The organism is Novosphingobium sp., from assembly GCF_036733805.1.
In the GTDB taxonomy this organism is placed as follows: Bacteria; Pseudomonadota; Alphaproteobacteria; order Sphingomonadales; family Sphingomonadaceae; genus Novosphingobium.
Window position 1 is genome coordinate 1 of record NZ_DAIMZT010000004.1, and the last position, 24,380, is coordinate 24,380.

Genomic DNA, 24,380 nt, shown 5'->3' on the forward strand with positions numbered 1-24,380 from the left:
CCCGATTCGGGACTCGTTAACCAGTTCAGGCTTCGCCGTGCCCCAGCGCCAGATAATCGGCGCTCTGCATTTCGTTAAGGCGGCTGACAGTACGTTCGAATTCGAAGCGGCCGGTTCCGGCCTGGTAAAGGTCTTCCGGCGTTGCGTCTGCTGCGGCGATTAATTTCACCCTATTTTCGTATAGTGCGTCGATCAGCGTTACGAAGCGGGCGGCTTCATTGCGCCTGTCCGGACCCATCTTGGGAATGCCGACCACGATCACCGTGTGATAGGCGAGGGCGATTGCCAGGTAGTCCGCTGCACCGCGGGGTTCGCCGCAAAGGCGTTTGAAGCTGAAGACACCCACGCCTTTGAGGCTTTTCGGCACGTGCAGTTTGCGCCCGCCGCTCACATCAAGCTCCTCCGACGGAACATGAGCGCTATCCTCGGGCGGATAGTCCGTCAGGCGGTAGAAGATTTCGCGCACTTGCTCCGTGGCATGTTCGCTCAGCGGCATATGCCAGGTTGGCATGCCGCCAAGACGTTGCAAGCGATAGTCCGTAGGGCCGTTCAGCGTCAGCACGTCCAGTTCGCGCTCAATCAGGCTGATGAATGGCAGGAAGTGCTCGCGGTTGAGGCCATCTTTGTAAAGTTCGGATGGCGCGCGGTTGCTGGTGGTGACGATCGTCACCCCTTCGTTGGCAATCAGATGCGTGAAGAGCCTGCTCATTATCATGGCATCGGCGGAATTGTTGACCACCATCTCGTCGAACGCGAGGCATCGCACATTGCGAGCGAGCGCCGCCGCGACCGGGGGAATGGGATCGCCGCTCTCCTTCTTGCGCTCTTCGCGCAAAAGGGCGTGCACCTCCAGCATGAAGGCGTGGAAATGCACGCGACGCTTGTTCGGAATATCGAGCGTCTGGATGAAAAGATCCATCAACATCGACTTGCCACGACCAACGCCGCCCCACATGTAAATACCGCGGGGCGAGGCCGCCTTCTTGCCCAACAACCTGCCGATCAGGCCGGTCGCAGAAGAAGTCTTGTAAAGTTCGCGTTGGAGCCGGTTCAAGCGTTCGGCCGCGGCGGCTTGTTCGGAATCGATCCGCAACTCGCCGGTCGCTACCAACGTTTCGTAACGTTCAAGCATGGCCGTCATCGTTTGCTCGGCTTGCGGACCGTGCCGATATAGCTGGCAACGAGATGGTCATCCTGCTCGACGGTGCCGCGCAGAAAGACCAGTCGGTGCGTTTCCTTCATGACTTCCGAAATGACGTCGAGCGGTTCGCCGATCTTCCCCGCACCAAGGAATTGACTGTGCAGATCCACTGTGACGGATCCGACGGGATCGACGCCAAGGACGGTAAAGATCGTTGCGAACATCGCTACGTCGATCAGAGCGAGGGTGACGCCGCCATGGACGCTGTTTTGCAGATTGCTGTGCCGGACTTCCGTTTTGTAAAGGCGCAGGCGCGCGCTGCATTCACCTTCCCGGCGCACTAACATGCGGCCCAGCCCGTGCGCATTGAAGCGCGTTTCGTCCATCAATTGCCAGGTGTGCCAGCCCGGATATTCGGGATCGGGCACATGGCTGAAATGGCCGGTTGATTCCACCGGAAAGCCTGCGTCTCGGAAAGTGTCAGACTTGGCGTTCTGCCTGCATCTTCTTGATTTCGGCAATCGCGCGAGCCGGCGAGAGGCCCTTGGGGCACACATTCGCACAGTTCATGATAGTGTGGCAGCGGTAAAGTCGGAATGGGTCTTCCAGCTCGTCCAGCCGCTCGCCCGTCATCTCGTCGCGGCTGTCTGCCAGCCAGCGATACGCCTGGAGCAGGATGGCGGGGCCAAGGAACTTGTCAGAGTTCCACCAATAGCTGGGGCACGAAGTCGAGCAGCAAGCGCAAAGAATGCATTCGTAAAGCCCGTCCAGCTTCTCACGCTGTTCGGGGCTTTGCAGGCGCTCCTTGCCGGAAGGGGTGGTGGAGACGGTCTGCAGCCACGGGCGAATGGAGGCGTACTGCGCATAAAAGTGCGTGAAATCAGGGACCAGGTCCTTAATCACGTCCATGTGCGGCAGCGGCGTGATCCGGATGTCTCCCTTGAGGTCCTCGATCGCGGTCGTGCAGGCAAGGCCGTTCTTGCCGTTCATGTTCATCGCGCAGGAACCGCAGATGCCTTCGCGGCAGGAGCGGCGGAACGTCAACGTCGGGTCCTGTTCGCTCTTCATCTTGATAAGCGCGTCGAGAACCATCGGTCCGCATTTGTCGAGATCGATCTCAAACGTATCGTAACGCGGATTCTCGCCTGAATCGGGATCGTAGCGGTAAACGGTAAACTTCTTGACCCGTGCAGCACCTTCCGCCTTGTGAACCGCGCCTTGCTTCTTGATCTTGCTGTTGGCCGGGAGGGTGAATTGCGCCATGAAAGAATCCCCGTGATCTCGCACTGCGGCATAAGCCGCGACTGTTGGTCACCCCTCTAGCGATTCGGCGGCGCGGAGCAAGAGGCGAGTGTTGAGAAGGCGCGGCGCCGATATCGCTTTACACTTCGCGAAGGCGAGGCATCAGTTCCACGAAGTTGCAGGGGCGGTTGCGACTATCGAGCTGTTCAGCCAGAATCCCATCCCAACCGTCCTTCACCGCGCCGTTGGACCCCGGCAAGGCAAAGATATAAGTTCCGCGAGCCACCACGGCGATCGCACGGCTCTGTACGGTCGAGGTGCCGATCGTCTTATATGAAAGCCAGCGGAACAGTTCTCCGAAGCCGGGAATTTCCTTATCCTTCACCCGATCCAGGGCCTCTGGCGTCACATCACGGCCCGTTAAGCCGGTGCCGCCGGTGGAAACGATTGCGTCCACTCCGGGATCGGCGATCCAACCGTTCAGGCGCTCGGCGATGCGGGCGGCGTCGTCCTTTTCGATCGCGCGGGCGACCAGGCGATGCCCCGCCCCCTCGATCCGCTGCGCCAGAATGTTGCCAGAGGTATCTTCGTCAGGGCCGCGGGTGTCGGAAACAGTCAGGAGTGCGATATTAATCGGCTTGAAGGTGCGTTCCAGATCAATGGCCACGCAATATTGCTCCGTTTGCCGCTATGCGCACGCCCTGCGACCCGGAGAGACCGGGGAAGGTAGGCCACATATCTTGTGCCAGTGCTATGCGGCTTTCTGAAGGGCCGCCAGCCTGCCTTTCGTACATCCAGTAATTGCGCAGGACAATGTTCACATAGCCGCGCGTTTCCCAATAAGGCAGCGATTCCATCCAAAGAAGCGGATCACCCTGATCCTTTATATCGCTGTTCCAGCGGGCGACTGGAAGGACGCCGGCGTTGTAGGCGGCCATCACCTTGGGAAGCAGGCCCTGGGTGCAGGGCGCACCCTTAAGCATCAGCAGATGCCGCTGTCCGAAAGCGAGATTGACTTCCGGTTTATCAAGATCGCCGGCGGAGCCCGTTACCCCGATTTCCGCGGCGTGATCTTTGGCCGCTGAAGGCATGATCTGCATCAAGCCCCGAGCGCCAGCTGGGCTGACGATCGTTGTCTGGAACAGCGATTCCTGCAGGGTATGAGCATAAACCAGCGCGGGATCGACTTTCCAGCCCCCAGCGGGCGTCCATTTGGGCGTGGGGAAGCGGGTGGCCGGTTCGGACCTGCCGCCGTAAGGCGCGTTGTAGGCCATCCAGAGCTGAGTCGAGGGGAGGCCAAGGTCACGCGCCAACCTTGCCAGCGATGCATATTGCTCGGCGTCGCCGATTTTGGCCTGATGCCGCAGCACCTCGTCAGCCAGGCCGTCTTTGCCGATCTCCGCAAGCTCAACCGCGGCGCGAACGTTCGTGTTAGCGCGAAGCCGCTGCCAATCCGCCTGAGTGAAGTCAGCCTCGGCATGTTGTTCCGGCAATTTCAGGCCAAGCTGCTCTGCAGCCAACATGCCGTAAAGCGTCTCGTCGCGCTTGGCCGCCAGGCGCAACGCCTCGGCCGCTTTTTCCGGATGGCGCTGGCGGATGAAGGCACGGCTTTGCCAATAATGCGCGGCGCTTGTCAGTTCCGCATTCTCGGAACTCTGCACGGCCTTGCCGAAAGCGTCGGTCGCGCCGTCATAATCGCCCAAGCGCCACGCGGCGAGCCCTGCCGTCCACCAAGCCTCACTGACCCAAGGTCCGGTTCCAAGGGCGGCGAGTTGCGCCATTTGATAAGCGGACGCATCCTGGTTCTCGATATAAAAGCTCCAAGCGACACGTTGGCGCCACTCGGCCTGGGAGGAAGTGCTCAGACTCGCGTCGATGCCGTCTAGCAACGTGCGGGCCCCAACGGGATCGTCATTTTTGATTCGATCCAGGATGCCTGACGAGATGGCGCCGGGCATCGTTCCATCTTCGATCGACGCGGGACGACTGCGCCTGGGCATTGAGGGCAAGCGGGCAAACTGTTGTTCAACCGGAATCGTCGGAACGGTTTCTGCCCCCCGCTTGAGCGCGAGGCGGCTGATCTGATCGGCGTCGGGCAACTCGGTCCCTTCCGCCAGCCACGCCTGCAGTTCGGGCAATTCGATCTTGGGAGAACCTGCGGCAAGATAGTATTCGGCGCGCGCCTGCTGGTGCAGCGGGCCGTCGGGACGGTCCGCAAGCATCTTCTGCACCGTGGCCCAGTCCTTCGCGTCGATCGCGTCGAACATCTGCTTGTAATAGGTGCGGTCATCCTGGCTGAGCAGCGAAGGAACGGCGGTGCGATCGGCGCGCATGCGGAAATAATCGACGGCAGCGCTATTCGCCAGAGCAGGCGTCGCCAGCCCGGACGCCACGGAGGCGGCGAGGCCCAACAGCCATCCTGCCTTGATCTTCTTATTCAAAATCATTCCCCGCACGTCGTGCTGTACAGTATGCCGATCCTCACCCAATGGCATCGCCGGTCAGCAAGCGGTCCATTCGAGCCAGGCTTTCCACCAGGCCAGCTTCGCGCGCGGCTGCTTCAACAGCGCAAGAAGGCCCCAGCAGGCAAGCATCGGCACTGCTTGCCCTTCTTGGTTATGTTGCGATGGAACGGCAGCGCGTTGCGGTGATTCGTGGCCAAGGAGCGACAAAGTGTTACCTCCGAACACAATCAGACGCTCCGGCGCCACCAGGCTGACATGATGGGCAAGTATTTGTCCGATTCCCCGCTCTGCCAGAGCGCTCCAGTTTGCAGCGGGCGTGTGCCGTGGAAGGGCGCTGGCCAGATAGACGCCGTCCCGGCCAATCCCAGCGGCGCTCAGCATGGCGTCCAGCAAGCGGCCTTGCGGGCCGGTCAGCAACTTCTCGCGATCTTGCGGCTCCGGCTCCTCAATCACGATCATCAGTTTTGCGCCGGCGGGCCCGCGAGGCGGGATCCGTTCGCCCAAGCCGCCGTCGTCCAGCAGCGGCTCATCGAGCCACCAGGACGCAAACGCAGCAAGGTCCTGCGGAAGCGAAGCGCGATCTATGCGCGCCAAGGGCGCTGCAGTTTCCTCTTGCTCCCGCGAAGCGCGGCGTGCCGGCGCTGGATGCTCTTCTGTTTGCGTTTCGGATCGGGAAAGCCATGTGCGCGGTTGATCGAAAAAATCGCAATCAACCCCCGCCTCGCGCCACCAGTCGAGCGCGGCGGTAAAGTCGGCGAGAAAATCCGGGTCTGCGGCTTGATCCATCGTGTGGGTCTTGACCTGCCGCGCTCGAGCAATCAAGGCACTTCACTAATTAAGCGCGCGGCCGACGCAACGACTTTCCGGGGGACCCGATGATTGAACGTGAAGAAATGCCTTATGACGTTGTTGTTGTCGGCGGTGGTCCTGCCGGGTTGGCGACGGCGATCCGGCTCAAGCAGGTAGATCCTGAATTATCGGTCTGCGTCCTCGAAAAAGGTTCGGAAATCGGCGCGCACATTCTTTCAGGCGCTACAATCGATCCCAAGGCACTTGACGAACTGCTGCCCGCCTGGCGCGAAGACGGTTGCCCCCTGGCCGAAACGCCCGTGACGGACAACTGGCATTGGCATCTGACCAAAAAGGGAAAGCTTGCGATCCCACATCTGATCCAGCCGCCTTTCATGTCGAACGACGGCAATTACACCGGCTCTCTGGGGAACTTGTGCCGCTGGCTTGCCGAACAGGCCGAAGCACTGGAAGTGGAGATTTTTCCCGGCTTTCCCGCTGCAGAGATACTTTATAACGACAAGGGCGCTGTCATTGGCGTCCAGACCGGCGATATGGGGATCGACCGCGAAGGCAATCAGAAAGCGGATTTCCAGCCAGGGATGAACCTGGTCGGCAAATATACTGTGTTCTGCGAAGGCGCACGCGGCCATCTGACCAAGCGGCTTAAGGCTAGGTACGATCTGGAAGCCAATTGCCAGCCGCAGATCTACGGGCTCGGCATCAAGGAATTGTGGGACATCGATCCCGAAAAGCACCGGCCCGGCCGGGTGATTCACACGCAGGGCTGGCCGCTGAGTGAGCACGACGCCTGGGGCGGTGGCTTCCTGTATCATCAGGCGAACAATCAGGTCGCCCTGGGTTTCGTTACCGCGCTCGATTACAAAAACCCCTACGTCTATCCATTCGAGGAGTTCCAGCGCTGGAAGCAGCACCCGGAAATCCGCGCGATCCTGGAAGGCGGCAAGCGGGTTGCTTATGGCGCGCGCGCGATCAACGAGGGCGGCTGGCAGTCAGTGCCGCAACTTGCTTTCCCCGGCGGCGTCCTGGCGGGTTGCTCTGCGGGTTTCGTCAACGTGCCGCGCATCAAGGGCACTCATACCGCCATGAAAAGCGGCATGCTTGCCGCCGAAGCAATCGCCGGTGCGATCAAGGCGGGCCGCGAGCAGGACACACTGCAGGAATATGACGCCGCCGTGCGCTCGAGCTGGATCGCCAAGGAATTGAAACTCGTTCAGAACGCCGAGCCGATGGTCGCCAAGTGGGGCGGCGAGATGGGCACGATCCTGGCCGGCGCCGACATGTGGCTGCGCACGCTTTTCGGCTTTGGGCTGGCCAAGCCGATGAAGCACCATACCGATGCCTCGGAAACTCAGCGTGCCGACCTCTATCAACCTATTGAGTACCCTAAGCCCGATGGGGTTATCAGCTTCGATCGACTGACCAGCGTCTCGTACTCCTTCACTAACCATGAGGAGGACCAGCCGGTCCATCTCAAGCTTAAGGATCCCACGATCCCGACGGAGATCAACCTGCCGGTCTACGCAGGACCCGAGGCGCGTTATTGCCCGGCGGGTGTTTATGAGTTCGTCGATCCGGACGGCGGCGGTATGCGCTTGCAGATCAATGCCCAGAACTGCGTGCATTGCAAAACCTGCGACATCAAGGACCCGACGCAAAATATCGAATGGGTGACGCCGGAAGGTGGCGGTGGTCCAAACTACCCGAACATGTAAATCTTCTGCCGCGCCGGGCAGGACCTGATGCACGAAATCGCTTACGCCAAGATCAACCTTGCGCTGCACGTCCGCCGGCGGCGCGAGGATGGTTACCATGAACTGGAAACGCTTTTTGCCTTCATGGATGATGGCGACCGGCTGTTTGCGACCCCCGCCGAGAGGGACAGTCTGACTACCCACGGCGAGTTTGCCGCCGGTATTGACGATCCGTTCGATAATATCGTTGCCAAGGCACTTGCTGCATTGCCGCATGGTCAAGGCTGGACTGTGCAGCTGGAAAAGCGCTTGCCGGTCGCGGCAGGGCTGGGCGGTGGTTCGGCGGACGCTGGTGCGGTCTTTCGCATGATTGAGCGAGTCCATGGCCTGCCTGAAGATTGGCGCCAGCGCGCGGCGAGGTTAGGCGCCGATGTTCCCGCCTGTGTACGTTCCGTCTCCTGTATCGGCACCGGCACCGGCACTGACCTGGAGGGGGTTGAGAATGATCTCACCGGAATGCCCGTCCTGCTGGTGAACCCCCGCGTGCCGGTGCCGACCGGGCCGGTGTTTAAGGCGTGGGACGGTGTGGATCGAGGAGCGCTTCCGACGGGTTCTATCCGCCAAGTCGCATCTGCCTGGCGCAACGATCTTGAAGCGCCCGCGATCATGCTTTGTCCGGTGATCGCGGAAATCTTGTCGGCCTTGCGCAAAACGGCGCCGCTCCTTGCCCGAATGTCAGGCTCTGGCGCGACATGCTTTGCATTGTATGAAAGTGAGCCGGCGATGCTCCTGGCTGCGGAAAAGCTGGCGGAAAACCATCCTGACTGGTGGCGACTGACGGGGAAGTTGCGCTAAGTTTGCTCCGCCGATTTTCGCCGTTCTGTCCAACATCGGGGATCTCGACTTCAAGCGACGCGAACGGAGGTGATTTTGGATTCAGAGGTTTTCCGTGTACTGGGGGAGCCGCGTTTCGGCGGGATCCTGGTCGTTGCGGATCATGCGTCAAACCGAGTGCCGGAGGACATCAATCTTCACATCTCCCCAGAATTGTTGAATCAGCACATCGCCATCGATATCGGTGTGGCGGGCGTTGCTGAGCGGATGATACGTCCCGGCATCGCTGCCTATCTTGCGAACGTCAGTCGCCTTGTTTGCGATCTGAACCGTGATCGCGATGGGTCCGGTCTTCTTCCTGAAATCAGCGATGGCCACGTGGTGCCCGGCAACGTGCTTTGCACGCAAGGACGCAGCAGCCGGATTATCCGTTTCTTCGAGCCTTATCACCGGCGGTTGGCGGAATTGCTCGATGCAGTTCCACCGGCGCTGATTCTTTCGCTGCACAGTTTCACGCCGCGCTTGTTTACCTCCGACAGGCCACGGCCGTGGCAAGTTGGTATTCTTTATAACCAGGACGACCGCGCCGCGCGTATTGCCATACCGCTGCTGGAAGCCGAAGGGCTGATCGTGGGCGATCAGGAACCCTATTCGGGCAAGCTCCTGAACGCTACGATGAACCGGCATGCCGAGGCGGAAGGGCGCCCTTACCTGAGCGTGGAAGTGCGTCAGGATCTGATCGCCGATGCCGCGGGGCAGGCCGTTTGGGCGGAACGCTTGGCGCGAATATGCAACAGGATCGCTCTGGAGATGGGCGAGTAACTCTACTTTTTGTTTCGATTGGGGGGTAGGGTGGAGTAGGGCGCTGATGGCGCTGCCTGTGTATCTGCGCTGGAAGAGTTTGGAGTTAAATCATGCCTGCCTATCGTTCTCGCACCTCGACTCACGGCCGTAACATGGCTGGTGCAAGGGGCCTGTGGCGCGCGACAGGCATGAAGGACGATGACTTCGGCAAGCCGATCATCGCGGTGGTAAACTCTTTCACGCAATTCGTGCCGGGCCACGTGCATCTTAAAGATCTGGGCCAACTGGTCGCTCGGGAGATCGAGGCCGCGGGCGGCGTCGCTAAAGAGTTCAACACCATCGCGGTCGACGATGGCATCGCTATGGGCCATGACGGCATGCTTTATTCGCTGCCTAGTCGCGACCTCATCGCCGACAGCGTGGAATACATGGTCAACGCACATTGTGCCGACGCCATGGTCTGCATTTCCAATTGCGACAAGATCACGCCCGGAATGCTGATCGCCGCCATGCGGCTCAATATTCCGGCGGTGTTCGTCTCTGGCGGACCGATGGAGGCCGGCAAGGTGGTGCTGAAGGGCAAGGAACTCGCGCTTGACTTGGTCGATGCCATGGTCGCCGCCGCTGACGAGCATTATACGGATGAGGAGGTTCAGGCGATCGAGCGCTCGGCGTGCCCGACCTGTGGTTCGTGTTCGGGTATGTTCACCGCAAACTCCATGAACTGCCTTACCGAGGCGCTGGGCCTCTCGCTGCCCGGAAACGGTTCCACGCTGGCCACACACGCCGATCGTGAACGGCTGTTCCTGGAAGCGGGACGTCTGGTCGTGGATCTGTGTCGGCGCTATTACGGGCAGGAGGACGAAAGCGTCCTGCCGCGCTCCATCGCCAGCTTCGGCGCGTTCGAAAATGCGATGAGCCTGGATATCGCAATGGGCGGTTCTACCAATACCGTGCTTCACTTGCTCGCCGCGGCGAGCGAGGCGGGGGTGGATTTCACTATGGCCGATATCGATCGGCTCAGTCGCAAGGTGCCGTGCCTTTCCAAGGTCGCGCCCGCCAAGGCGGACGTGCACATGGAAGACGTTCACCGGGCTGGCGGCATCATGGCGATCCTGGGCGAATTGGACCGTGCCGGCTTGTTGCACATCGATCTTCCGACTGTCCATTCCAAGACGCTGGGCGATGCGCTTGACCGCTGGGATATCGCTCGCACGAATGAGCCCTCGGTGCAGCAATTCTATAAGGCCGCGCCGGGTGGGGTCCCGACGCAAGTGGCCTTCAGCCAGTCCCGCCGGTGGGACGAGCTTGATTTGGACCGGGAGAAGGGCGTGATCCGCAACAAGGAACACGCCTTCAGCCAAGACGGCGGCCTTGCCGTGCTTTATGGCAACATTGCCCGTGATGGTTGCATTGTGAAGACTGCGGGCGTCGATGACAGCATCCTGAAGTTCACCGGCAAAGCGCGGGTCTACGAAAGCCAGGACGCGGCAGTGGCCGGCATTCTAGGTGGGGAAGTGCAGGCGGGCGATGTGGTGGTGATCCGCTATGAAGGGCCGCGCGGTGGACCTGGTATGCAGGAAATGCTTTATCCTACCAGCTACCTGAAATCGAAGGGGCTGGGCAAAGCCTGTGCCTTGCTGACCGATGGCCGCTTTTCGGGGGGCACTTCCGGCCTTTCGATCGGTCACGTTTCACCTGAAGCCGCGGAAGGCGGCGAGATCGGCCTTGTCGAAAACGATGACACGATCGAAATCGACATTCCCGGCCGCACGATCAATCTGCTGGTGAGCGACGAGGTGCTGAGCCATCGCCGCGCGGTACAGGAGGCACGGGGAAGCGATGCGTGGAGCCCGGTTCACCCGCGCAAGCGCAAGGTGTCCGCCGCGTTGCAAGCTTACGCGGCGATGGCCACCAGCGCGGCAAAGGGCGCGGTTCGCGACGTGTCGCAGCTTAAGCGGGTGTAAGGCGATGGGGGTAGCGACCGCACCTTCGTTCCCTCGAAAGTTGGGGCGATGTGCGGGGCACCTGCTGCTCATTCTTCCGGTCGGCTGCTCATCGCATCACGAAGCGCCGTCCGTCGCAGCCGGCGATGAACATATTGCCTGCGCCGTTGGTGGTTCGGCGAAATTGGCCGAGGTCTGTTCCGTCGAGCGTTCGGAAAAGGACGGCCGGCTCACACTTGTCGTCCATCATCCCGACGGCGCGTTCCGCCGCTTCAGCGTGATGACGGACGGAACCGGCCTGGCGGTGGCTGACGGGGCAGAGCCGGCGCGAACCACGCTGGCCGACGGAAAGCTGGATGTGAGCGTGGCGGCTGACCGATATCTTTTTCCAGTCACAGCCAAAGTCCATGACGCACACTGACCAGATTCTGACGGTAGCGCAGATGCGCGCGGCCGAACGGGCATTGGTCGAGGCCGGCGCCAGCGTAGATTCCTTAATGCAGATCGCCGGTCGCGGGGCGGCGGATTGGGTTTGGCGCATCGCCGCGCATCGCAAGGTTACTGTCCTTTGTGGTCCCGGAAACAACGGTGGCGATGGCTATGTCATTGCCGAAACAATCCGGGAGCGCGGGGGAGCAGTCTCGGTGGTTGCCGCCGCCGAGCCGAAAACTGATGCCGCTCGTAGTGCCCGCGCGCTTTACGGTGGAGAGGTGTCGACGCCCCAGGCCGATGCGAACGGCGATGTGCTGGTCGATTGCCTGTTCGGCAGCGGGTTGACGCGGCCGTTATCGGACAAGCATTTGGCGTTGCTTCAGCGCATGGCCTCGTCTCATCGTCACCGCGTGGCTATTGATTTACCCAGCGGCGTGCAATCAGACAGCGGCATGCAGCTCAATGATGGACTGCCGCATTTCGATCTCACGATCTCGCTCGGCGCCTGGAAATTCGCGCACTTCCTTATGCCCTCCGCCGCCATCACCGGAACGCTACGGCTAGTGCCGATCGGGGTGGCAGCGGTCGATGGAGCGGCACGGACGCTGAGCGAACCTCGTATTGCGGCGCCCTTGGCTGATGCACATAAGTACCGACGCGGGCTGCTTGCGGTAGTGGCAGGGCACATGCCGGGCGCGGCGATGCTGGCGGCCACGGCCGCGCAAGGGGCAGGTGCCGGTTACGTCAAGCTGTTCGCTGACCATAAATGCAACGCAGCGGCCGATCTGGTTGTCGAAACCGGGCCTCTTTCCGAAGTGCTGGCTGACAATCGGAACAACGCCGTCCTGGTCGGACCCGGTCTGGGCCGTGACGGCCGGGCCCGCGAAAGGCTTGCGGTGGCGCTGGCCGATTCCGTTGCCGTCGTGACGGACGCCGATGCGCTGGTGCTGCTTTCGCCACGGGCGCTGGCCGAACGAAGCGCTCCTACTATCGCCACGCCGCACGAAGGCGAATTGATTGCCCTTGAGCGCAGCTTCGAATGTGACGGCGTAGGCAGCCGACCTGAGCGCGCCCTAGCTTTGGCGCGGACGAGCGGTATGGTGATAGTGGCGAAGGGGCCGGATACGGTGATCGCCGCACCTGACGGTGCGCTCGTTTGTGCGCCCCGCGCCACATCGTGGCTTTCCACGGCGGGAACCGGCGACGTGCTGGCGGGAGTGATCGCCAGTCGCGTCGCGGCGGGCGCGACGGCGTTTGAAGCCGCTTGCGAGGGAGTCTGGCTCCACGGCCAGGCCGCGCGTTTGTGTGGACCGGCCTTTACGGCGGGCCAACTGGCGGCAAAGTTGCCTCAGGCGCTGGCAGAGTGTCTGTCAACATCGAGCCTAGATCATCGCTAAGACCGCAATTTCCGTAAGTGTCCGATCAGTCCGCGATTTTTTGTATTGGATTTCACGGTGTTTGTGCAGGTAGGGCGCGCAAGATGACAGAGCCCGAAGAAATCCTGCGCATCGCCTCGAAAGGCGACGGCGTGACCGCATCCGGCCGCTTCGCCTGGGGCGCGGCGCCAGGCGACCTGCTGCATGAGGACGGTACTCTCGAATGGGGTCATCATCATGTGCAGCCGCCGTGCCGCCATTTCGGCCGTTGTGGCGGCTGCCAGTTGCAGCAGCTTGATGAAAAAAGCCTGGCTGATTTTGTGGAAGCGCGCGCGTCCAATGCCTCCGTCGCTCAGGAACTGGGTGCGGAGAGTATAACCTCGCCGCATCTTTCGCCGCCGGGTACGCGCCGGCGCGCCAGCCTGCGCGCGGAAAGCTCGGCCGGACGTGTGGTGATCGGCTATCGCGAGGCGCGTTCGCACCGCCTTGTGGAATTGGAGGAATGTCCGGTCCTCGCGCCCGAGCTAGTCGTGCTGCTGAGTCCGTTGCGCAAGCTGCTGATCGCGATGGGCAAAGCCGCCCCGATGAGGAAGGGCGCGAAAGGCCGACATCAGCAGCCGCGCATGGCGGCCGACATTGAAATGACTTTGGTGGAGCAAGGAGTCGATCTTGGTATCAGAGGATTGACCGCCGAAGGGCTCGTCGGGACCGAAGCGATGCTGGATTTCGCACGCGAACATCGCCTTGCGCGCCTGACTATGGACGGTGGCTACGGATTTGAGACGGTGTGGGAACCGGAGCCGGTCACCGTCCGGTTAGGGGCGGTGTCCGTGCCGTTCCCACCGGGCTCGTTCCTGCAGGTGACCCTCGACGGCGAGCAGGCATTGGTGTCTGCGGCACGCGAATGGTTGGAGGGGGTATCGACGGTGGCGGACCTGTTTTCGGGTCTTGGCACGTTCGCGTTCGCGCTCGCCGGACAGGGCGCCAAAGTGCTGGCCGTGGAGGCCGCACGTGATGCTCACCTTGCCTGCAAGTCCGCCACCGAGCGCGCGCAACTGCCGATTTTCGCGATGCATCGAGACTTGTTTCGAAATCCCCTTCAATCCGACGAGTTGAACAAGTTCGAGGCCGTTCTGCTGGACCCGCCCCGCGCCGGAGCGCGTGAACAGGTGGAATGTATAGCGGAGTCGACCGTGAACCGGGTGGTCTATGTCTCGTGCAATCCCTCAAGCTGGTCCCGCGACGCAGCGAGGCTGGTGGAAGCGGGGTTCAGACTGGTGGAATTGCGGCCGGTCGGCCAATTTCGCTGGTCCACGCATGTGGAGTTGGTGAGTTTGTTCTTGCGGCAGTAGCTGAGTTCAACCGCCGGCCTTATCCATCAGATCCATGAAGTCGCGCGCGGCATTGCGATCGTCCTCGTTGTCAAAGGCGATGTCGAGGTCCGGCGCTGCTCCGAACATGTACATCAGGGTCCAGAGCGCGAACTTGCGCCGCTTATCGTTCTCTATCCCGAAATCCACACGCATACGGTCGACACCCGCTTCGAGCGCGGCGGGTGCGATTGTGGCGAGGTTTGCGGTGCCGAAGTAGCGGCGGAGTTGGTCGTCAAAGTCCATCCGCCGCGTCCTATCGGCCTTTTTAGAACATCGCCAGCGCCGCGCGCGCGACCAGGAACATCAGACAGAAACTGGAAAGTGCGAAAATGGCAAACCTCAGGGTCACCTTGTTGACCGTTGCCTGGATCAGTGAATGAATGACCCGCAGAACGACATAGACCCAGCCGATCTGTGCGTTAAGGCCATCACCCTGTCCGATCACGGCGAGCACGATGGCGACGGCGTAGAACACCGTGGGCGCTTCGTGCAGGTGATTGTAATTATGCGCTTTCCATTGCACTTGCGGCGGCAATATGTTGTCAAGCGTCAGCTTCGGGTCATTGACCAGTTCTTCCGGATCGACCTTCGCCGCGCTGAGCGCCGGAATGCGCGTGCCGTAAAGCCAGAACCACATGACCATAGTCCACGCTGCGAGCGCGACCACAGGCTGCAGGATTGCCATTCCGACCATGTCTCGTCCCCCTTCCTTTTCAGGATGCGAACGTCGGCCCCGTAGCGGGTCTTGTCAATCTCTCCAACGGCGCCTTTCCAACCGCATCAACGCGATAGCTCTACCATCTGATAATAGCCGAGCGGACCGCGCGACACTTGGACGCGAAGGCCGTGAGCTTGCGCCAGATGTTCCGCCACTTCAGGCAGGTCGGGCCGGGGCGAGACATGGAAGTGCGCCAGCCAGCCGTGGAGCAGGCGGCGCAAAAGTGTCGGCATGCCCCGGCAATCGCCGAAATCCACGAGGTGAAGCGAGCCGCCAGGGGATAGGGCGGCGGCCGCGCGGGCAAGGGCGGCCTGCCAATCGGGGATCATTGAGAGCGCATAGGATAGCACCACCCGGTCAAAGCTCCCTTGCCCGAACAATGCTCCTGCGTCGAAATTGGTGGCATCGCCCAGCGCCAGGCGCACATCCGTTCCCAGTCGCTTGCGCGCGTTCTTGAGCATTTCGGAGGAGATGTCGAGGCCATGGCAACGCACGCCTGGCCACGCGCTGGCTATCAATTGGAGGTTGCGCCCGGTTCCGCAACCAAGTTCCAGCACGGTCATGCCGGGCAGGCAATCCAGCCGCCGAATCAATCGGTCACGGCCGAACAGATAATACTTGCGCGTAAGGTCATAGATATGCCGTTGACCGCGATAGACGCGGTCCATCAGCGCCGCGTGATCGGGCGTGGGAATGCTCGCCACCGTCAGTCCTTCAGCACGTAGAGATGAACGCCGCCATAAATCGAGGAACGATCGGCCAGCGTGGCGGCTTGCGATTCCTCGATGCGATATTCCCATTCCTCTAAGATTGCGTCTGGTACACGACCGGGGAGCAGGGATGGTTCGGCCGCGGTCCGGAACAGCACTCGGGCGCCCGGCCGCGCGGTGCGAGTGATCTGCGTCCACAGCTCGGTAAGCTGCTCGTCAGTCATCCAGTCCTGCGCATCGAGCAGGATGTAGCGATCGAACGATGCGGCAGCGCTTGCGGCCAGCACGTGCGTAAAGTTGGCATGGCGCAAGTCGATGCGGTCCAGTCGTTCGCGCACCATCGGGAGGTTGTCTGGTTGCAGATAAGGAGGCAAGGGCGCTTCCTTGCTTTTGCCATAGCCCCTTCCGAAGGCTTGCCAGGCGAAATAGTTGTCATTGACCGGAAAATGGCAGGCCAGCTTTTCCAGTCTTGCCCGCAGCACGTCGGCCATGCGCCGTTCCCCAGCGAGCGCGTCATACTGGGCGGGCGGGATGCCAAGGCCGAACAGGGAAGCGGGGTGATTGGTCAGCCAGCGCACCAGCTTACGTTCGAAGATCGGGGCGAAGCGCTCGTCGAAAACGCGGCGCTGGTCTTCCAGTGATCCTGCGCCAAGGATCTCGCGGGGATCGATCCTGTAGAGGCGCGCCACTTTATGCGCGAAGCCGATGAAGTTACCAAGCAGGCCATGCTTGTAGATCCCCTTGGTGAACGCCTTGATGCGGCGACGGCCCACGAGATCGCGGCCTTCCCAATAGCGTCGCGTCGCTTCATCGAGATGAGGGGCAAGGCGGTCGTGATAAGTGGCCAGATTGTTCGGATGATCGGCTTCGGCGATGAAGCGGTGCAAGTCGGCATAGTCGGTGAGATGCCGGATCGCCGCATGCTTGAGCTTGTTCAGCGCGATATGCGCGGTGTTGAGGTCGACAACCGTGATCGCCGCCGGATCGGCGGTCAGATAGGACAGGGCGTTGCAGCCGCCGCTTGCGATCGTGATGATCCGGCTTTGCGGCCCGATTTTCAGCGCGGCCATGTCGGCAACCGGGTCTTCCCAGATCTGTGCATAGACCAGGCCCTTGAAGGCAAGCGCGAAGGCCCTGTCCAGCAAGCGGGCGCCGCGTGTCGTTTCGTGGCGGACGACGGCGTTTTCGATAAGCTTGGCGCCGGACGCGGTGCGCGAGGCAGTTCCTGACATATGCGGGGATTCCAGCCTGTTTGAACAGGCCCACGCCATTGCTTCCCCGCCATGACCGGGTGATGACGCTGCGATGGCAGTTTATGACATTCCACAGATGCTGCACGCCGGTTGAGTTGTCACACAGGCAGCCTATATGCGCCACTTTGTCTTTGGCCTCCCGAAGGAGACGGATTGGTGAGCAAGGTTCTGGTGATCGGCGCGGGCGGCGTCGGTTCGGTCGCAGTCCACAAGATGGCTATGAATCCGCAGATCTTCAGCGACATTCACCTCGCCAGCCGTACGGTTTCCAAGTGCGAGGCGATTGCCGACTCAGTGAAGCAGCGCACCGGCGTTTCGATCAGCACTTATGCGATCGATGCCGACGACGTTGACGCAACCGCCGAGCTGATCCGTTCGATCGAGCCGAAACTGGTCGTCAACCTCGCGCTTCCTTATCAGGACCTCGCGATCATGGACGCTTGCCTGGCGACCGACGTGAACTATCTCGACACCGCCAATTATGAGCCGCGCGACGTGGCCAAGTTCGAATATAAGTGGCAGTGGGCCTATCAGGACAAGTTCAAGGACGCGGGTCTGATGGCCCTGCTCGGCTCGGGCTTCGATCCGGGCGTGACCAGCGTCTTTGCGATGTGGCTCAAAAAGCATAAGCTCAAGACCATTCGCACGCTCGACATTCTTGATTGCAATGGTGGAGATCACGGTCAGCACTTTGCGACAAATTTCAACCCGGAGATCAACATTCGCGAAGTGACCGCGCCCGCCCGCCATTGGGAGAACGGCACGTTCGTCGAGACTCCTGCGATGAGCACGAGGCAAAGCTTCGATTTCGAGGGCGTCGGCCCCAAGAACATGTATCTCATGTATCACGAGGAACTGGAAAGCCTTGCCAGGTTCGTCCCCGAAATGGAACGGGGCCGTTTCTGGATGACTTTCGGCGACGCTTATATCCAGCATCTGACCGTGCTGCAGAACGTGGGCATGACCCGTATCGACCCGGTGACGTACAACGGCGTGGAGATCATCCCCCTGCAGTTTCTCAAGGCCGTTCTGCCTGAACCCGCCTCTCTTGGGCCGACGACCAAGGGAAAGACCAATATCGGCGATATCGCCACCGGTGAGGCTCTCGACGGCTCGGGCGAGAAGACGTTCTACGTCAAGAACATCTGCGATCACGAGGATGCTTACGCCGAAACCGGCAATCAGGCGGTAAGCTATACCACCGGCGTTCCGGCAATGATCGGCGCGGCGATGATGCTCACCGGCGCCTGGGCAGGCGAGGGCGTGTTCAACATGGAGCAGTTCGATCCCGATCCCTTCATGGAAATGCTCAATACCCAGGGGCTGCCATGGACTTACGAGGAACTTCCTGCCCCGTTGCCGTTCTGAGCGCGCGCTTGAACTGGGCCTTTCTGGCGCCGGTGGCCATGCTCGCCGGCTCCAACCTGTTGATGAACACCGCTTGGTACTGGCACCTGAAAGTACCGGGCAAGGCGCTATGGCTCGTTGTGTTGTTGAGCTGGGGCATCGCCTTTTTCGAATACGGCATCGCCGTGCCGGCTAACCGGATCGGCGCGAGGGTTTATTCGCTTGAACAGCTCAAGGTCATTCAGGAATTCATGTCGCTGTTGAGCTTTGTGCTGGTCGCCTGGGCGCTGTTCGGACAGAAGCCGGGTTGGAACGAGGTAGTCGGTTTCAGCCTCGTCGGGGCGGGAGCCTGGTTTATTTTCAAAGGGCCGCTCGGCTGAGGTAGGATGGGAAGCATGGAGACCAGAGCCGGCGATCCGGGCGCTTTCGCTCATTTCGATCTAACCCGCGTGGACAGCCCCGCATTCGTGATCGACGCCGCGAGGCTGCGCCACAACCTGCGTATTCTGCAGGACGTGGGCGAACGTTCGGGCGCCAAAGTGCTTTCGGCGCTCAAGGCGTTTTCGATGTGGTCGACCGCGCCGATTGTCGGAGAATACCTTGATGGCGTGTGCACCTCGGGCCTGTGGGAGGCTCGGCTCGCCGGCGAGTTCTACGACGGGGAGATCGCAACGTACTGCGCCGCCTATAAGGCCGAGGATCTGCCCGAGATCTTGCGTCTTTCCGACCATGTGATCTTCAATTCGCCGCGCCAGATCGAACGTTTCTGGCCCCTCATTGAGGCGGCGCGCGCGCGAGGGGAGGATTTCGACATCGGGTTGCGGGTCAATCCGCTTCAGCCGGAGGGGGAGGTGCCGAAGTACGATCCTTCGGCGCCGCATTCGCGCCTGGGCTTTCCGATCGATCAGCTCACCGATGAGCATGTGGCAATGATCGATGGAATCCATTTTCACAACTTGTGCGAGCAGGACTTTCTGCCGCTGCAGCGCACCTGGGACAAGGTGTTCGATTATCTCGAACCGTATTTCGGGCAATTCAAGTGGATCAACCTCGGTGGCGGGCATCATATCACGCGCGCCGATTACCAGCGGGAAGAGCTGATCGAATTTTTGCGCGACGTTGCGGAGGACACTGAGGCTGAGGTCTATATCGAGCCCGGCGAGGCGGTGGCGCTCGACGCCGGCATTCTCGTCGGCACGGTGCTGGACCTTGGTTTCAACGGCATGCCGGTCGCGGTGGTGGATATTTCGGCCACCTGCCACATGCCCGACGTGATCGAGGCTCCCTATCGTCCGGCCATGCTGAACGAATTGCCGCTGGACGAGGAAGAGCTGCTTGACGAGGGGCAGGGCGGAGCGGTGCGCCTTGGCGGGCCGTCCTGTCTGGCGGGCGACGTGATCGGGGACTATCGCTTTCCCGTGCCGATAGAACCGGGTCTGCGCTTCGCCTTTCTCGACCAGGCGCACTATTCGATGGTGAAGACGACGACTTTCAATGGAGTGCCGCTTCCTTCGATCTGGTTATGGGACTCCGAAACCGACTCGCTCGAGTGCGTCCGCAGGTTCGATTACGAGGACTTTCGCAATCGGCTGAGTTGATCGCGCGAACGGATGACGGTTCGATCCATCCGATCCCGGCCCCGGTCGATCCCGCGGGACGGCGAGTCGTTTCAACCAATTCCGCGGCAGCACGTTGGAGCGGGATCACCCGCATTTTTGGCGTCATCGATGGGGCTGAAGTTTAGAAATACAACATAATGATATAAAAAGGAAATTTATAAAATCCGGTGTTAAACGCACCCTCTTTGTGACGCTTTTGTGAAGGTTGCCGTTTTTCGCTTGCGATTCAGAACGCCTGTCCTATATCGCCCTTCCGCTGCCCCATGGGGACTTCCAAACCGCAAGGCAGCTTCGTCTCTGTGTTGTCTTGGCCTTTGGCCTATTGGGGGTCCCTTGAGTTGCACCAGTATCAAGACGCATCGGCTGTAGCGCGCGCCCTGGCGCCCGACGAACCCGTTATCCTGAACCGTTCGCACGCCGCGGCGCGCGCGGCCCGTTTCTTCGCCACGAAGTTTCCGGGCAAGGCGCTTTATGCGGTGAAAGCGAATCCGTCGCCGGACCTGGTCCGCATCCTGTGGGACAACGGCATCTCGCATTACGATGTGGCCTCGATCGCAGAGGTGCGCATGGTGCGCGGGGTGCTGCCAGAGGCGGTCCTGTGCTTCATGCATCCGGTGAAGACGGCCAGCGCGATCCGCGAGGCATATTTCCAGCATGGCGTGCGTACCTTCAGCCTCGACACACGCGAGGAACTGGAAAAGATTCTCGCCGCCACCGCCGGGCCTGACGGCGCATACGCCACTGATCTGCGCCTCTGCGTGCGCCTTCGCGTTTCTTCCGAATATTCGGAATTGAGCCTGGCCAGCAAGTTCGGCGTCGATCTTGCGGATGCCGGTCCGCTGCTGCAAGTTACACGCCAGGTGGCTGACTGGCTGGGCGTATGCTTTCATGTCGGCTCGCAGGCGATGACGCCGTTCGCTTATGTGCAGGCGCTGGAGCGGGCGCGCGCGGCAATTGCCGATGCGGGTGTCGTCATCGACATGATCGACGTCGGCGGGGGCTTTCCGTCGAGCTATCCGGGCATGGAACCGCCGCCATTGGAGGATTACTTCGCGGTGATCCATCGCCACTTCGAGGCTCTGCCGATTGCTTACAACGCTGAGCTGTGGTGCGAACCCGGCCGTGCGCTGTCAGCCGAATACAACTCGTTGCTGGTGAAGGTCGAAAAGCGGCGGGGCGCTGAACTCTATATCAATGACGGCGCTTATGGCGCGCTTTATGATGCAGCGCATATCGCATGGCGCTTTCCGGTGCGGCATGTCGCGCGCGAGAGCAGCAATGATAATGCTGCACTCGGCGGAACCGTCAGCAGCGAAGTGCAGGGCTTCTCGTTCTACGGCCCGACGTGCGATGATGCCGATTTCATGGAGGGTCCGTTCATGCTGCCGGCCGGGATCAAGCCGGGCGACTGGATCGAGATCGGCATGCTGGGCGCATACGGTGCGGCTATGCGCACCGCCTTCAACGGCTTCGGCGCAAGCCAGGCCGTGACCGTTACTGACGAGCCGATGGCGAGCCTCTACACCGGCCGCAAGGATCCCCGGGTCTCCGACAACGTCGTCTCCTTGCGTTGAACGAAATCATGGAACGGCTGCACAGAGATCGCCTGCCGCAGTCGTTCTTTCGTTGGGCAATAAGCCCCAAGGCCAACTGACTGATCGGATGTTAACCGCTGTTGCGCTAGATTCAGCGCACAGGTGAGGAGGCTCCGATGACAGCGACGATGCGCAAATGCGGGCTGATGGCGGCAGCGTTCATACTGGCTTTCGCGCCAGTGTTGCTGGCGCCTGTGCCTGGATTTGTCGACATGCCTTCGCACATGGCCCGCCATCACGTGCTGGCGAACATCGGCCATGATGCGCTGCTGTCACATTGGTTTGTCGTGCATTGGCAATGGATTGCCAATCTCGGCGTGGACCTTCCCTCCGTTCTGTTGACGCCTGCGCTGGGAAGCGAGAGAGCGACCGTTCTTGTTAGCGTGCTCTTGGCTCCGCTTATGGTGGTCGGCATGTTCGCGCTGTCGCGCGCGGTCCATGGGCGGGTTAGCGCAACCGCTTACATCGCTTTGCCTTTTGCGATGCATCAGGCATGGATGTGGGGTTTCCTCAATTACTGCTTGGGCGCTGCACTTGCGCTCCTGGTAGCTGCCTGGATTTACGCGAAGCCGCGCAATGCTTGGGGTGAGCAGGTGATGCTCGGCCTGTTTGCGCTTGCTGTTTGGACCGCGCACATGGCGAGTTGGGTTATCCTGTTGATCCTTGCCGCCGGGAACGAACTTGGCGGCCTGCGTTCCGCGCGTGACGTATGGCCTGCGGTCCGGCGCAACTGGACATTGTTGTTCCCGCTGGCGCCGCTGCTGCTCTGGCGGTCGCGGGCGACAGGGCCGGGGGCGGGATTTTCCTACGTCGATTTTCTCAACACCAAACTGGTCGTTTTTGCCAGCGTGTTGCGCGGGACCGACAAGTGGATCGATCTGGCGCTGCTGGGCGCAGTCTTTGCTGCAAGTGTGCTCGCGTTTGCCTGGGCGGGGGGACGGCGATGTGAACCGCGTCTGCTCATCAGCGGCGCCCTGCTGACATTAGCCACGCTTGCTGCGCCCACCACGATCCTCAACGCCTGGGGCACCGACCTGCGTACGGCTCCGCTCGCGCTTGCAGTGCTCGTCCTCGCGATCGGACCGGCACGACGGCCCGATCGTGAACACAGGTTGTGCCTGATCGGCATGGTCCTCTTTCTTGTACGGGTCGGCACGGTGGCACGTGCCTGGATAAGCCACGGGCACGTACTTGAAGAACGCCTGACCGTGCTTGATGCAGTGCCGCGAGGGGCAAAAGTGGGGTATGTCTGGATTGCGCCGCAGTGCGGCTTTCCTTGGCGGTTGGTGCCGGATGAAAAGCTGGGCAGCTATGCGGTGGTTCGGCGCGATGCTTTCGTCAATACGCTCTTCATCGTTGACAATGCCGTGCTAATGAAAATCCGGGATCCCGGCCTTGCCGCGCGTTGGCATGATGGTTCGCAGGATGTTCGCCCGACTTGTCCGAACCACCAGGCCGACCGCGCGTTGCTTACGCAAAAGCTGCTCGCAATGAGGGGCGACCATTTCGATGCGATCTGGGTTTCCGGTGCCGCGCCAGCCGCTCTGCCGGTAGTTCCTGGCTACCGGGTCGCGCGCACTGTCGGCGATGATACTTTATTGACAGCTCGATAAGAGAAAGGGGCGCTCTCTATCAGTGTTGCACCCGTTCAGGCTGCCAGCTTTATTTCCAGGCGTTCCCAGATTTCCACTAGAGCGCTGGTGAGATCCCGCATCATTTCGTCGGAATGGGCCGGGCCAGGCGTGAAACGCAGTCGTTCAGTGCCGCGCGGCACGGTCGGGAAATTGATGGGCTGCACATAAGCGCCATACTCGGCCAGCAGGATGTCGCTGATCTTCTTGGCCTTGACCGGGTCACCGACCATCAGCGGCACGATATGCGTGGTCGAGTCCATGACCGGAAGGCCGGCGTCGCGGAACATCTGCTTAAGCATCGCGGCGGAGCGCTGCTGGCCCTCACGCTCCTCGCTCGAACTCTTGAGGTGACGCACCGAGGCGAGCACCCCCGCGACCAGCACTGGAGACAGCGAAGTCGTGAAGATGAAACCGGGGGCGTAGCTGCGGATGCAATCGATCACTTTCTGATCGGCGGCGATATAGCCGCCCATAACGCCGAAAGCCTTGCCAAGGGTGCCTTCGATAATGTTGATCCGATGGGCGGCTTCGTCCCGGTCGGTAATGCCGCCGCCGCGCGGGCCGTACATGCCCACGGCGTGAACTTCGTCAATGTAAGTGAGCGCGTTGTACTTGTCCGCCAGGTCGCAGATCGCGTGAATCGGAGCGACGTCTCCGTCCATCGAATAAACGCTCTCGAAGGCGATCAGCTTGGGCAGCGCCGGGTCAGTTTCGGCAAGAAGCTGTTCCAGATGCTCAACATCGTTATGGCGGAACACCTTCTTTTCGCAGCCCGAGTTGCGGATACCCGCGATCATCGAGGCGTGATTGAGTTCGTCGGAGAAGATCACGCAGCCCGGCAGTAACTTGGCGAGCGTGGACAAGGTGGCGTCGTTCGAGACGTAGCCCGACGTGAACAACAGCGCGCCTTCCTTGCCGTGCAGATCGGCCAGTTCGCTTTCAAGCTCAATGTGATAGTGCGTATTGCCGCCAATGTTGCGAGTGCCGCCAGACCCGGCGCCGACATCATGCAGCGCCGCTTCCATCGCTTCGATCACCTTGGGATGCTGGCCCATGGCAAGGTAATCGTTGGAACACCATACGGTGATCGGCTTGGGACCATTATGACCGGCGAAGCAACGCGCGTTCGGATAAGCGCCCTTGTTGCGCAGGATATCGATGAATACGCGGTAACGGCCTTCCGAATGAAGACGCTCTATCGCCTGATCGAAAATGTGTTCGTAATTCACGAGGCCCTGATCCTGCTTGCCTTGTTCTACCCGGTTGGCCGGAAAATCCATGTCCGGCGCCATTACATGATCGCTTCATCCGTGGCCAGCCGATTGTCTCGCAGAGACTAATCGGAAAAACCTTTCCGGCCGTTACTGCTCGGCTACGAAACGAAGGC

The 24,380-nt window shown here is 60.9% G+C and carries 23 protein-coding genes; 12 read left to right on the forward strand and 11 right to left on the reverse strand.

The features are described 5' to 3' along the window. Positions 1-25: 25 nt before the first annotated feature. The 6 genes from zapE to V7D69_RS01870 form a co-directional block, all read right to left on the reverse strand. Positions 26-1,141, reverse strand: a complete 1,116-nt coding sequence (zapE, locus tag V7D69_RS01845; protein WP_333604939.1) for a cell division protein ZapE — start codon at positions 1,139-1,141, stop codon at positions 26-28. Continuing rightward, positions 1,138-1,596, reverse strand: a complete 459-nt coding sequence (locus V7D69_RS01850; protein WP_324062596.1) for a PaaI family thioesterase — start codon at positions 1,594-1,596, stop codon at positions 1,138-1,140. Before V7D69_RS01850 ends, zapE begins: the two co-directional genes overlap by 4 nt. A 25-nt stretch (positions 1,597-1,621) precedes the next feature. Beyond that, positions 1,622-2,404 carry a succinate dehydrogenase iron-sulfur subunit gene (locus V7D69_RS01855; protein WP_324062594.1) on the reverse strand — a complete coding sequence of 261 codons (783 nt, stop codon included), beginning with the start codon at positions 2,402-2,404 and terminating at the stop codon, positions 1,622-1,624. A gap of 118 nt (positions 2,405-2,522) precedes the next feature. Continuing rightward, the gene (gene moaB, locus V7D69_RS01860; protein ID WP_324062592.1) at positions 2,523-3,050 is read right to left on the reverse strand and encodes a molybdenum cofactor biosynthesis protein B; all 528 of its coding nucleotides are present in this window, start codon (positions 3,048-3,050) and stop codon (positions 2,523-2,525) included. Further along, positions 3,040-4,830: a lytic transglycosylase domain-containing protein gene (locus V7D69_RS01865; RefSeq protein WP_324062590.1), complete on the reverse strand. Its 1,791-nt coding sequence runs from the start codon at positions 4,828-4,830 to the stop codon at positions 3,040-3,042. Before V7D69_RS01865 ends, moaB begins: the two co-directional genes overlap by 11 nt. A gap of 54 nt (positions 4,831-4,884) precedes the next feature. Beyond that, on the reverse strand, positions 4,885-5,634 hold the full coding sequence (locus V7D69_RS01870) for a uracil-DNA glycosylase family protein (protein ID WP_324062588.1): 750 nt from the start codon (positions 5,632-5,634) through the stop codon (positions 4,885-4,887). Positions 5,635-5,723: 89 nt separating this feature from the next. Between V7D69_RS01870 and V7D69_RS01875 the strand changes: the two genes are divergently transcribed. The 7 genes from V7D69_RS01875 to V7D69_RS01905 all read left to right on the forward strand — a co-directional run bounded on the left by V7D69_RS01875 (position 5,724) and on the right by V7D69_RS01905 (position 14,096). Further along, positions 5,724-7,373, forward strand: coding sequence for an electron transfer flavoprotein-ubiquinone oxidoreductase (locus V7D69_RS01875; RefSeq protein ID WP_333604940.1), 1,650 nt, complete (start codon positions 5,724-5,726; stop codon positions 7,371-7,373). Positions 7,374-7,400: 27 nt separating this feature from the next. Next, the gene (locus V7D69_RS01880) at positions 7,401-8,207 is read left to right on the forward strand and encodes a 4-(cytidine 5'-diphospho)-2-C-methyl-D-erythritol kinase (protein WP_333604941.1); all 807 of its coding nucleotides are present in this window, start codon (positions 7,401-7,403) and stop codon (positions 8,205-8,207) included. Between the two features lie 75 nt (positions 8,208-8,282). Further along, complete coding sequence (locus V7D69_RS01885) at positions 8,283-9,008, forward strand: N-formylglutamate amidohydrolase (RefSeq protein WP_333604942.1); 726 nt, start codon at positions 8,283-8,285, stop codon at positions 9,006-9,008. Between the two features lie 92 nt (positions 9,009-9,100). Next, positions 9,101-10,957: a dihydroxy-acid dehydratase gene (ilvD, locus tag V7D69_RS01890; protein WP_333604943.1), complete on the forward strand. Its 1,857-nt coding sequence runs from the start codon at positions 9,101-9,103 to the stop codon at positions 10,955-10,957. Positions 10,958-10,961: 4 nt separating this feature from the next. Continuing rightward, entirely contained in the window at positions 10,962-11,357 is a 396-nt protein-coding gene (locus V7D69_RS01895; protein ID WP_333604944.1) for a hypothetical protein, read from the forward strand. Then, complete coding sequence (locus V7D69_RS01900; protein WP_333604945.1) at positions 11,344-12,765, forward strand: NAD(P)H-hydrate epimerase; 1,422 nt, start codon at positions 11,344-11,346, stop codon at positions 12,763-12,765. Before V7D69_RS01895 ends, V7D69_RS01900 begins: the two co-directional genes overlap by 14 nt. A gap of 83 nt (positions 12,766-12,848) precedes the next feature. Further along, complete coding sequence (locus V7D69_RS01905; protein ID WP_324063985.1) at positions 12,849-14,096, forward strand: class I SAM-dependent RNA methyltransferase; 1,248 nt, start codon at positions 12,849-12,851, stop codon at positions 14,094-14,096. Between the two features lie 6 nt (positions 14,097-14,102). Here the strand turns inward: V7D69_RS01905 and V7D69_RS01910 are convergent, their stop codons facing one another. The 4 genes from V7D69_RS01910 to V7D69_RS01925 all read right to left on the reverse strand — a co-directional run bounded on the left by V7D69_RS01910 (position 14,103) and on the right by V7D69_RS01925 (position 16,777). After that, positions 14,103-14,360: a hypothetical protein gene (locus V7D69_RS01910; RefSeq protein WP_324063986.1), complete on the reverse strand. Its 258-nt coding sequence runs from the start codon at positions 14,358-14,360 to the stop codon at positions 14,103-14,105. Between the two features lie 22 nt (positions 14,361-14,382). Then, entirely contained in the window at positions 14,383-14,811 is a 429-nt protein-coding gene (locus tag V7D69_RS01915; RefSeq protein ID WP_324063987.1) for an MAPEG family protein, read from the reverse strand. 86 nt (positions 14,812-14,897) lie between these two features. Then, positions 14,898-15,503: a class I SAM-dependent methyltransferase gene (locus V7D69_RS01920; RefSeq protein WP_324063992.1), complete on the reverse strand. Its 606-nt coding sequence runs from the start codon at positions 15,501-15,503 to the stop codon at positions 14,898-14,900. Positions 15,504-15,541: 38 nt separating this feature from the next. Next, a complete protein-coding gene (locus V7D69_RS01925; RefSeq protein WP_324063988.1) occupies positions 15,542-16,777 on the reverse strand; it encodes a DUF3419 family protein in 1,236 nt (411 codons plus the stop codon). Between the two features lie 177 nt (positions 16,778-16,954). Here V7D69_RS01925 and V7D69_RS01930 point away from each other — a divergent pair, with 177 nt between their 5' ends. From V7D69_RS01930 to V7D69_RS01950, 5 genes are all read left to right on the forward strand, one after another. Next, positions 16,955-18,166, forward strand: a complete 1,212-nt coding sequence (locus V7D69_RS01930) for a saccharopine dehydrogenase family protein (RefSeq protein WP_333604946.1) — start codon at positions 16,955-16,957, stop codon at positions 18,164-18,166. 38 nt (positions 18,167-18,204) lie between these two features. Next, positions 18,205-18,525 (forward strand): DMT family protein, encoded by a 321-nt coding sequence (locus V7D69_RS01935; protein ID WP_333604947.1) that lies wholly within the window; start codon positions 18,205-18,207, stop codon positions 18,523-18,525. A 15-nt stretch (positions 18,526-18,540) separates the two neighbouring features. Next, positions 18,541-19,743, forward strand: coding sequence for a carboxynorspermidine decarboxylase (locus V7D69_RS01940; protein ID WP_324063991.1), 1,203 nt, complete (start codon positions 18,541-18,543; stop codon positions 19,741-19,743). Positions 19,744-20,102: 359 nt separating this feature from the next. Beyond that, entirely contained in the window at positions 20,103-21,338 is a 1,236-nt protein-coding gene (locus V7D69_RS01945) for a type III PLP-dependent enzyme (RefSeq protein ID WP_324063993.1), read from the forward strand. Positions 21,339-21,475: 137 nt separating this feature from the next. Next, entirely contained in the window at positions 21,476-22,972 is a 1,497-nt protein-coding gene (locus tag V7D69_RS01950) for a hypothetical protein (RefSeq protein WP_333604948.1), read from the forward strand. Between the two features lie 35 nt (positions 22,973-23,007). On the opposite strand, the gene hemA is transcribed toward V7D69_RS01950, so the two are convergent. Next, positions 23,008-24,222: a 5-aminolevulinate synthase gene (gene hemA / locus V7D69_RS01955; RefSeq protein WP_324063957.1), complete on the reverse strand. Its 1,215-nt coding sequence runs from the start codon at positions 24,220-24,222 to the stop codon at positions 23,008-23,010. Positions 24,223-24,380 lie beyond the last annotated feature (158 nt).

Excerpts from the sequence above, each read along its gene's own strand:
- zapE (WP_333604939.1), bottom strand. The coding sequence starts at position 1,141 with ATGACGGCCATGCTTGAACGTTACGAAACGTTGGTAGCGACCGGCGAG.
- V7D69_RS01855 (WP_324062594.1), bottom strand. The coding sequence starts at position 2,404 with ATGGCGCAATTCACCCTCCCGGCCAACAGCAAGATCAAGAAGCAAGGC.
- V7D69_RS01865 (WP_324062590.1), bottom strand. The coding sequence starts at position 4,830 with ATGATTTTGAATAAGAAGATCAAGGCAGGATGGCTGTTGGGCCTCGCC.
- V7D69_RS01870 (WP_324062588.1), bottom strand. The coding sequence starts at position 5,634 with ATGGATCAAGCCGCAGACCCGGATTTTCTCGCCGACTTTACCGCCGCG.
- V7D69_RS01875 (WP_333604940.1), top strand. The coding sequence starts at position 5,724 with ATGATTGAACGTGAAGAAATGCCTTATGACGTTGTTGTTGTCGGCGGT.
- V7D69_RS01880 (WP_333604941.1), top strand. The coding sequence starts at position 7,401 with ATGCACGAAATCGCTTACGCCAAGATCAACCTTGCGCTGCACGTCCGC.
- ilvD (WP_333604943.1), top strand. The coding sequence starts at position 9,101 with ATGCCTGCCTATCGTTCTCGCACCTCGACTCACGGCCGTAACATGGCT.
- V7D69_RS01895 (WP_333604944.1), top strand. The coding sequence starts at position 10,962 with ATGGGGGTAGCGACCGCACCTTCGTTCCCTCGAAAGTTGGGGCGATGT.
- V7D69_RS01900 (WP_333604945.1), top strand. The coding sequence starts at position 11,344 with ATGACGCACACTGACCAGATTCTGACGGTAGCGCAGATGCGCGCGGCC.
- V7D69_RS01905 (WP_324063985.1), top strand. The coding sequence starts at position 12,849 with ATGACAGAGCCCGAAGAAATCCTGCGCATCGCCTCGAAAGGCGACGGC.
- V7D69_RS01910 (WP_324063986.1), bottom strand. The coding sequence starts at position 14,360 with ATGGACTTTGACGACCAACTCCGCCGCTACTTCGGCACCGCAAACCTC.
- V7D69_RS01915 (WP_324063987.1), bottom strand. The coding sequence starts at position 14,811 with ATGGTCGGAATGGCAATCCTGCAGCCTGTGGTCGCGCTCGCAGCGTGG.
- V7D69_RS01920 (WP_324063992.1), bottom strand. The coding sequence starts at position 15,503 with ATGGACCGCGTCTATCGCGGTCAACGGCATATCTATGACCTTACGCGC.
- V7D69_RS01925 (WP_324063988.1), bottom strand. The coding sequence starts at position 16,777 with ATGTCAGGAACTGCCTCGCGCACCGCGTCCGGCGCCAAGCTTATCGAA.
- V7D69_RS01935 (WP_333604947.1), top strand. The coding sequence starts at position 18,205 with ATGCTCGCCGGCTCCAACCTGTTGATGAACACCGCTTGGTACTGGCAC.
- V7D69_RS01940 (WP_324063991.1), top strand. The coding sequence starts at position 18,541 with ATGGAGACCAGAGCCGGCGATCCGGGCGCTTTCGCTCATTTCGATCTA.
- V7D69_RS01950 (WP_333604948.1), top strand. The coding sequence starts at position 21,476 with ATGACAGCGACGATGCGCAAATGCGGGCTGATGGCGGCAGCGTTCATA.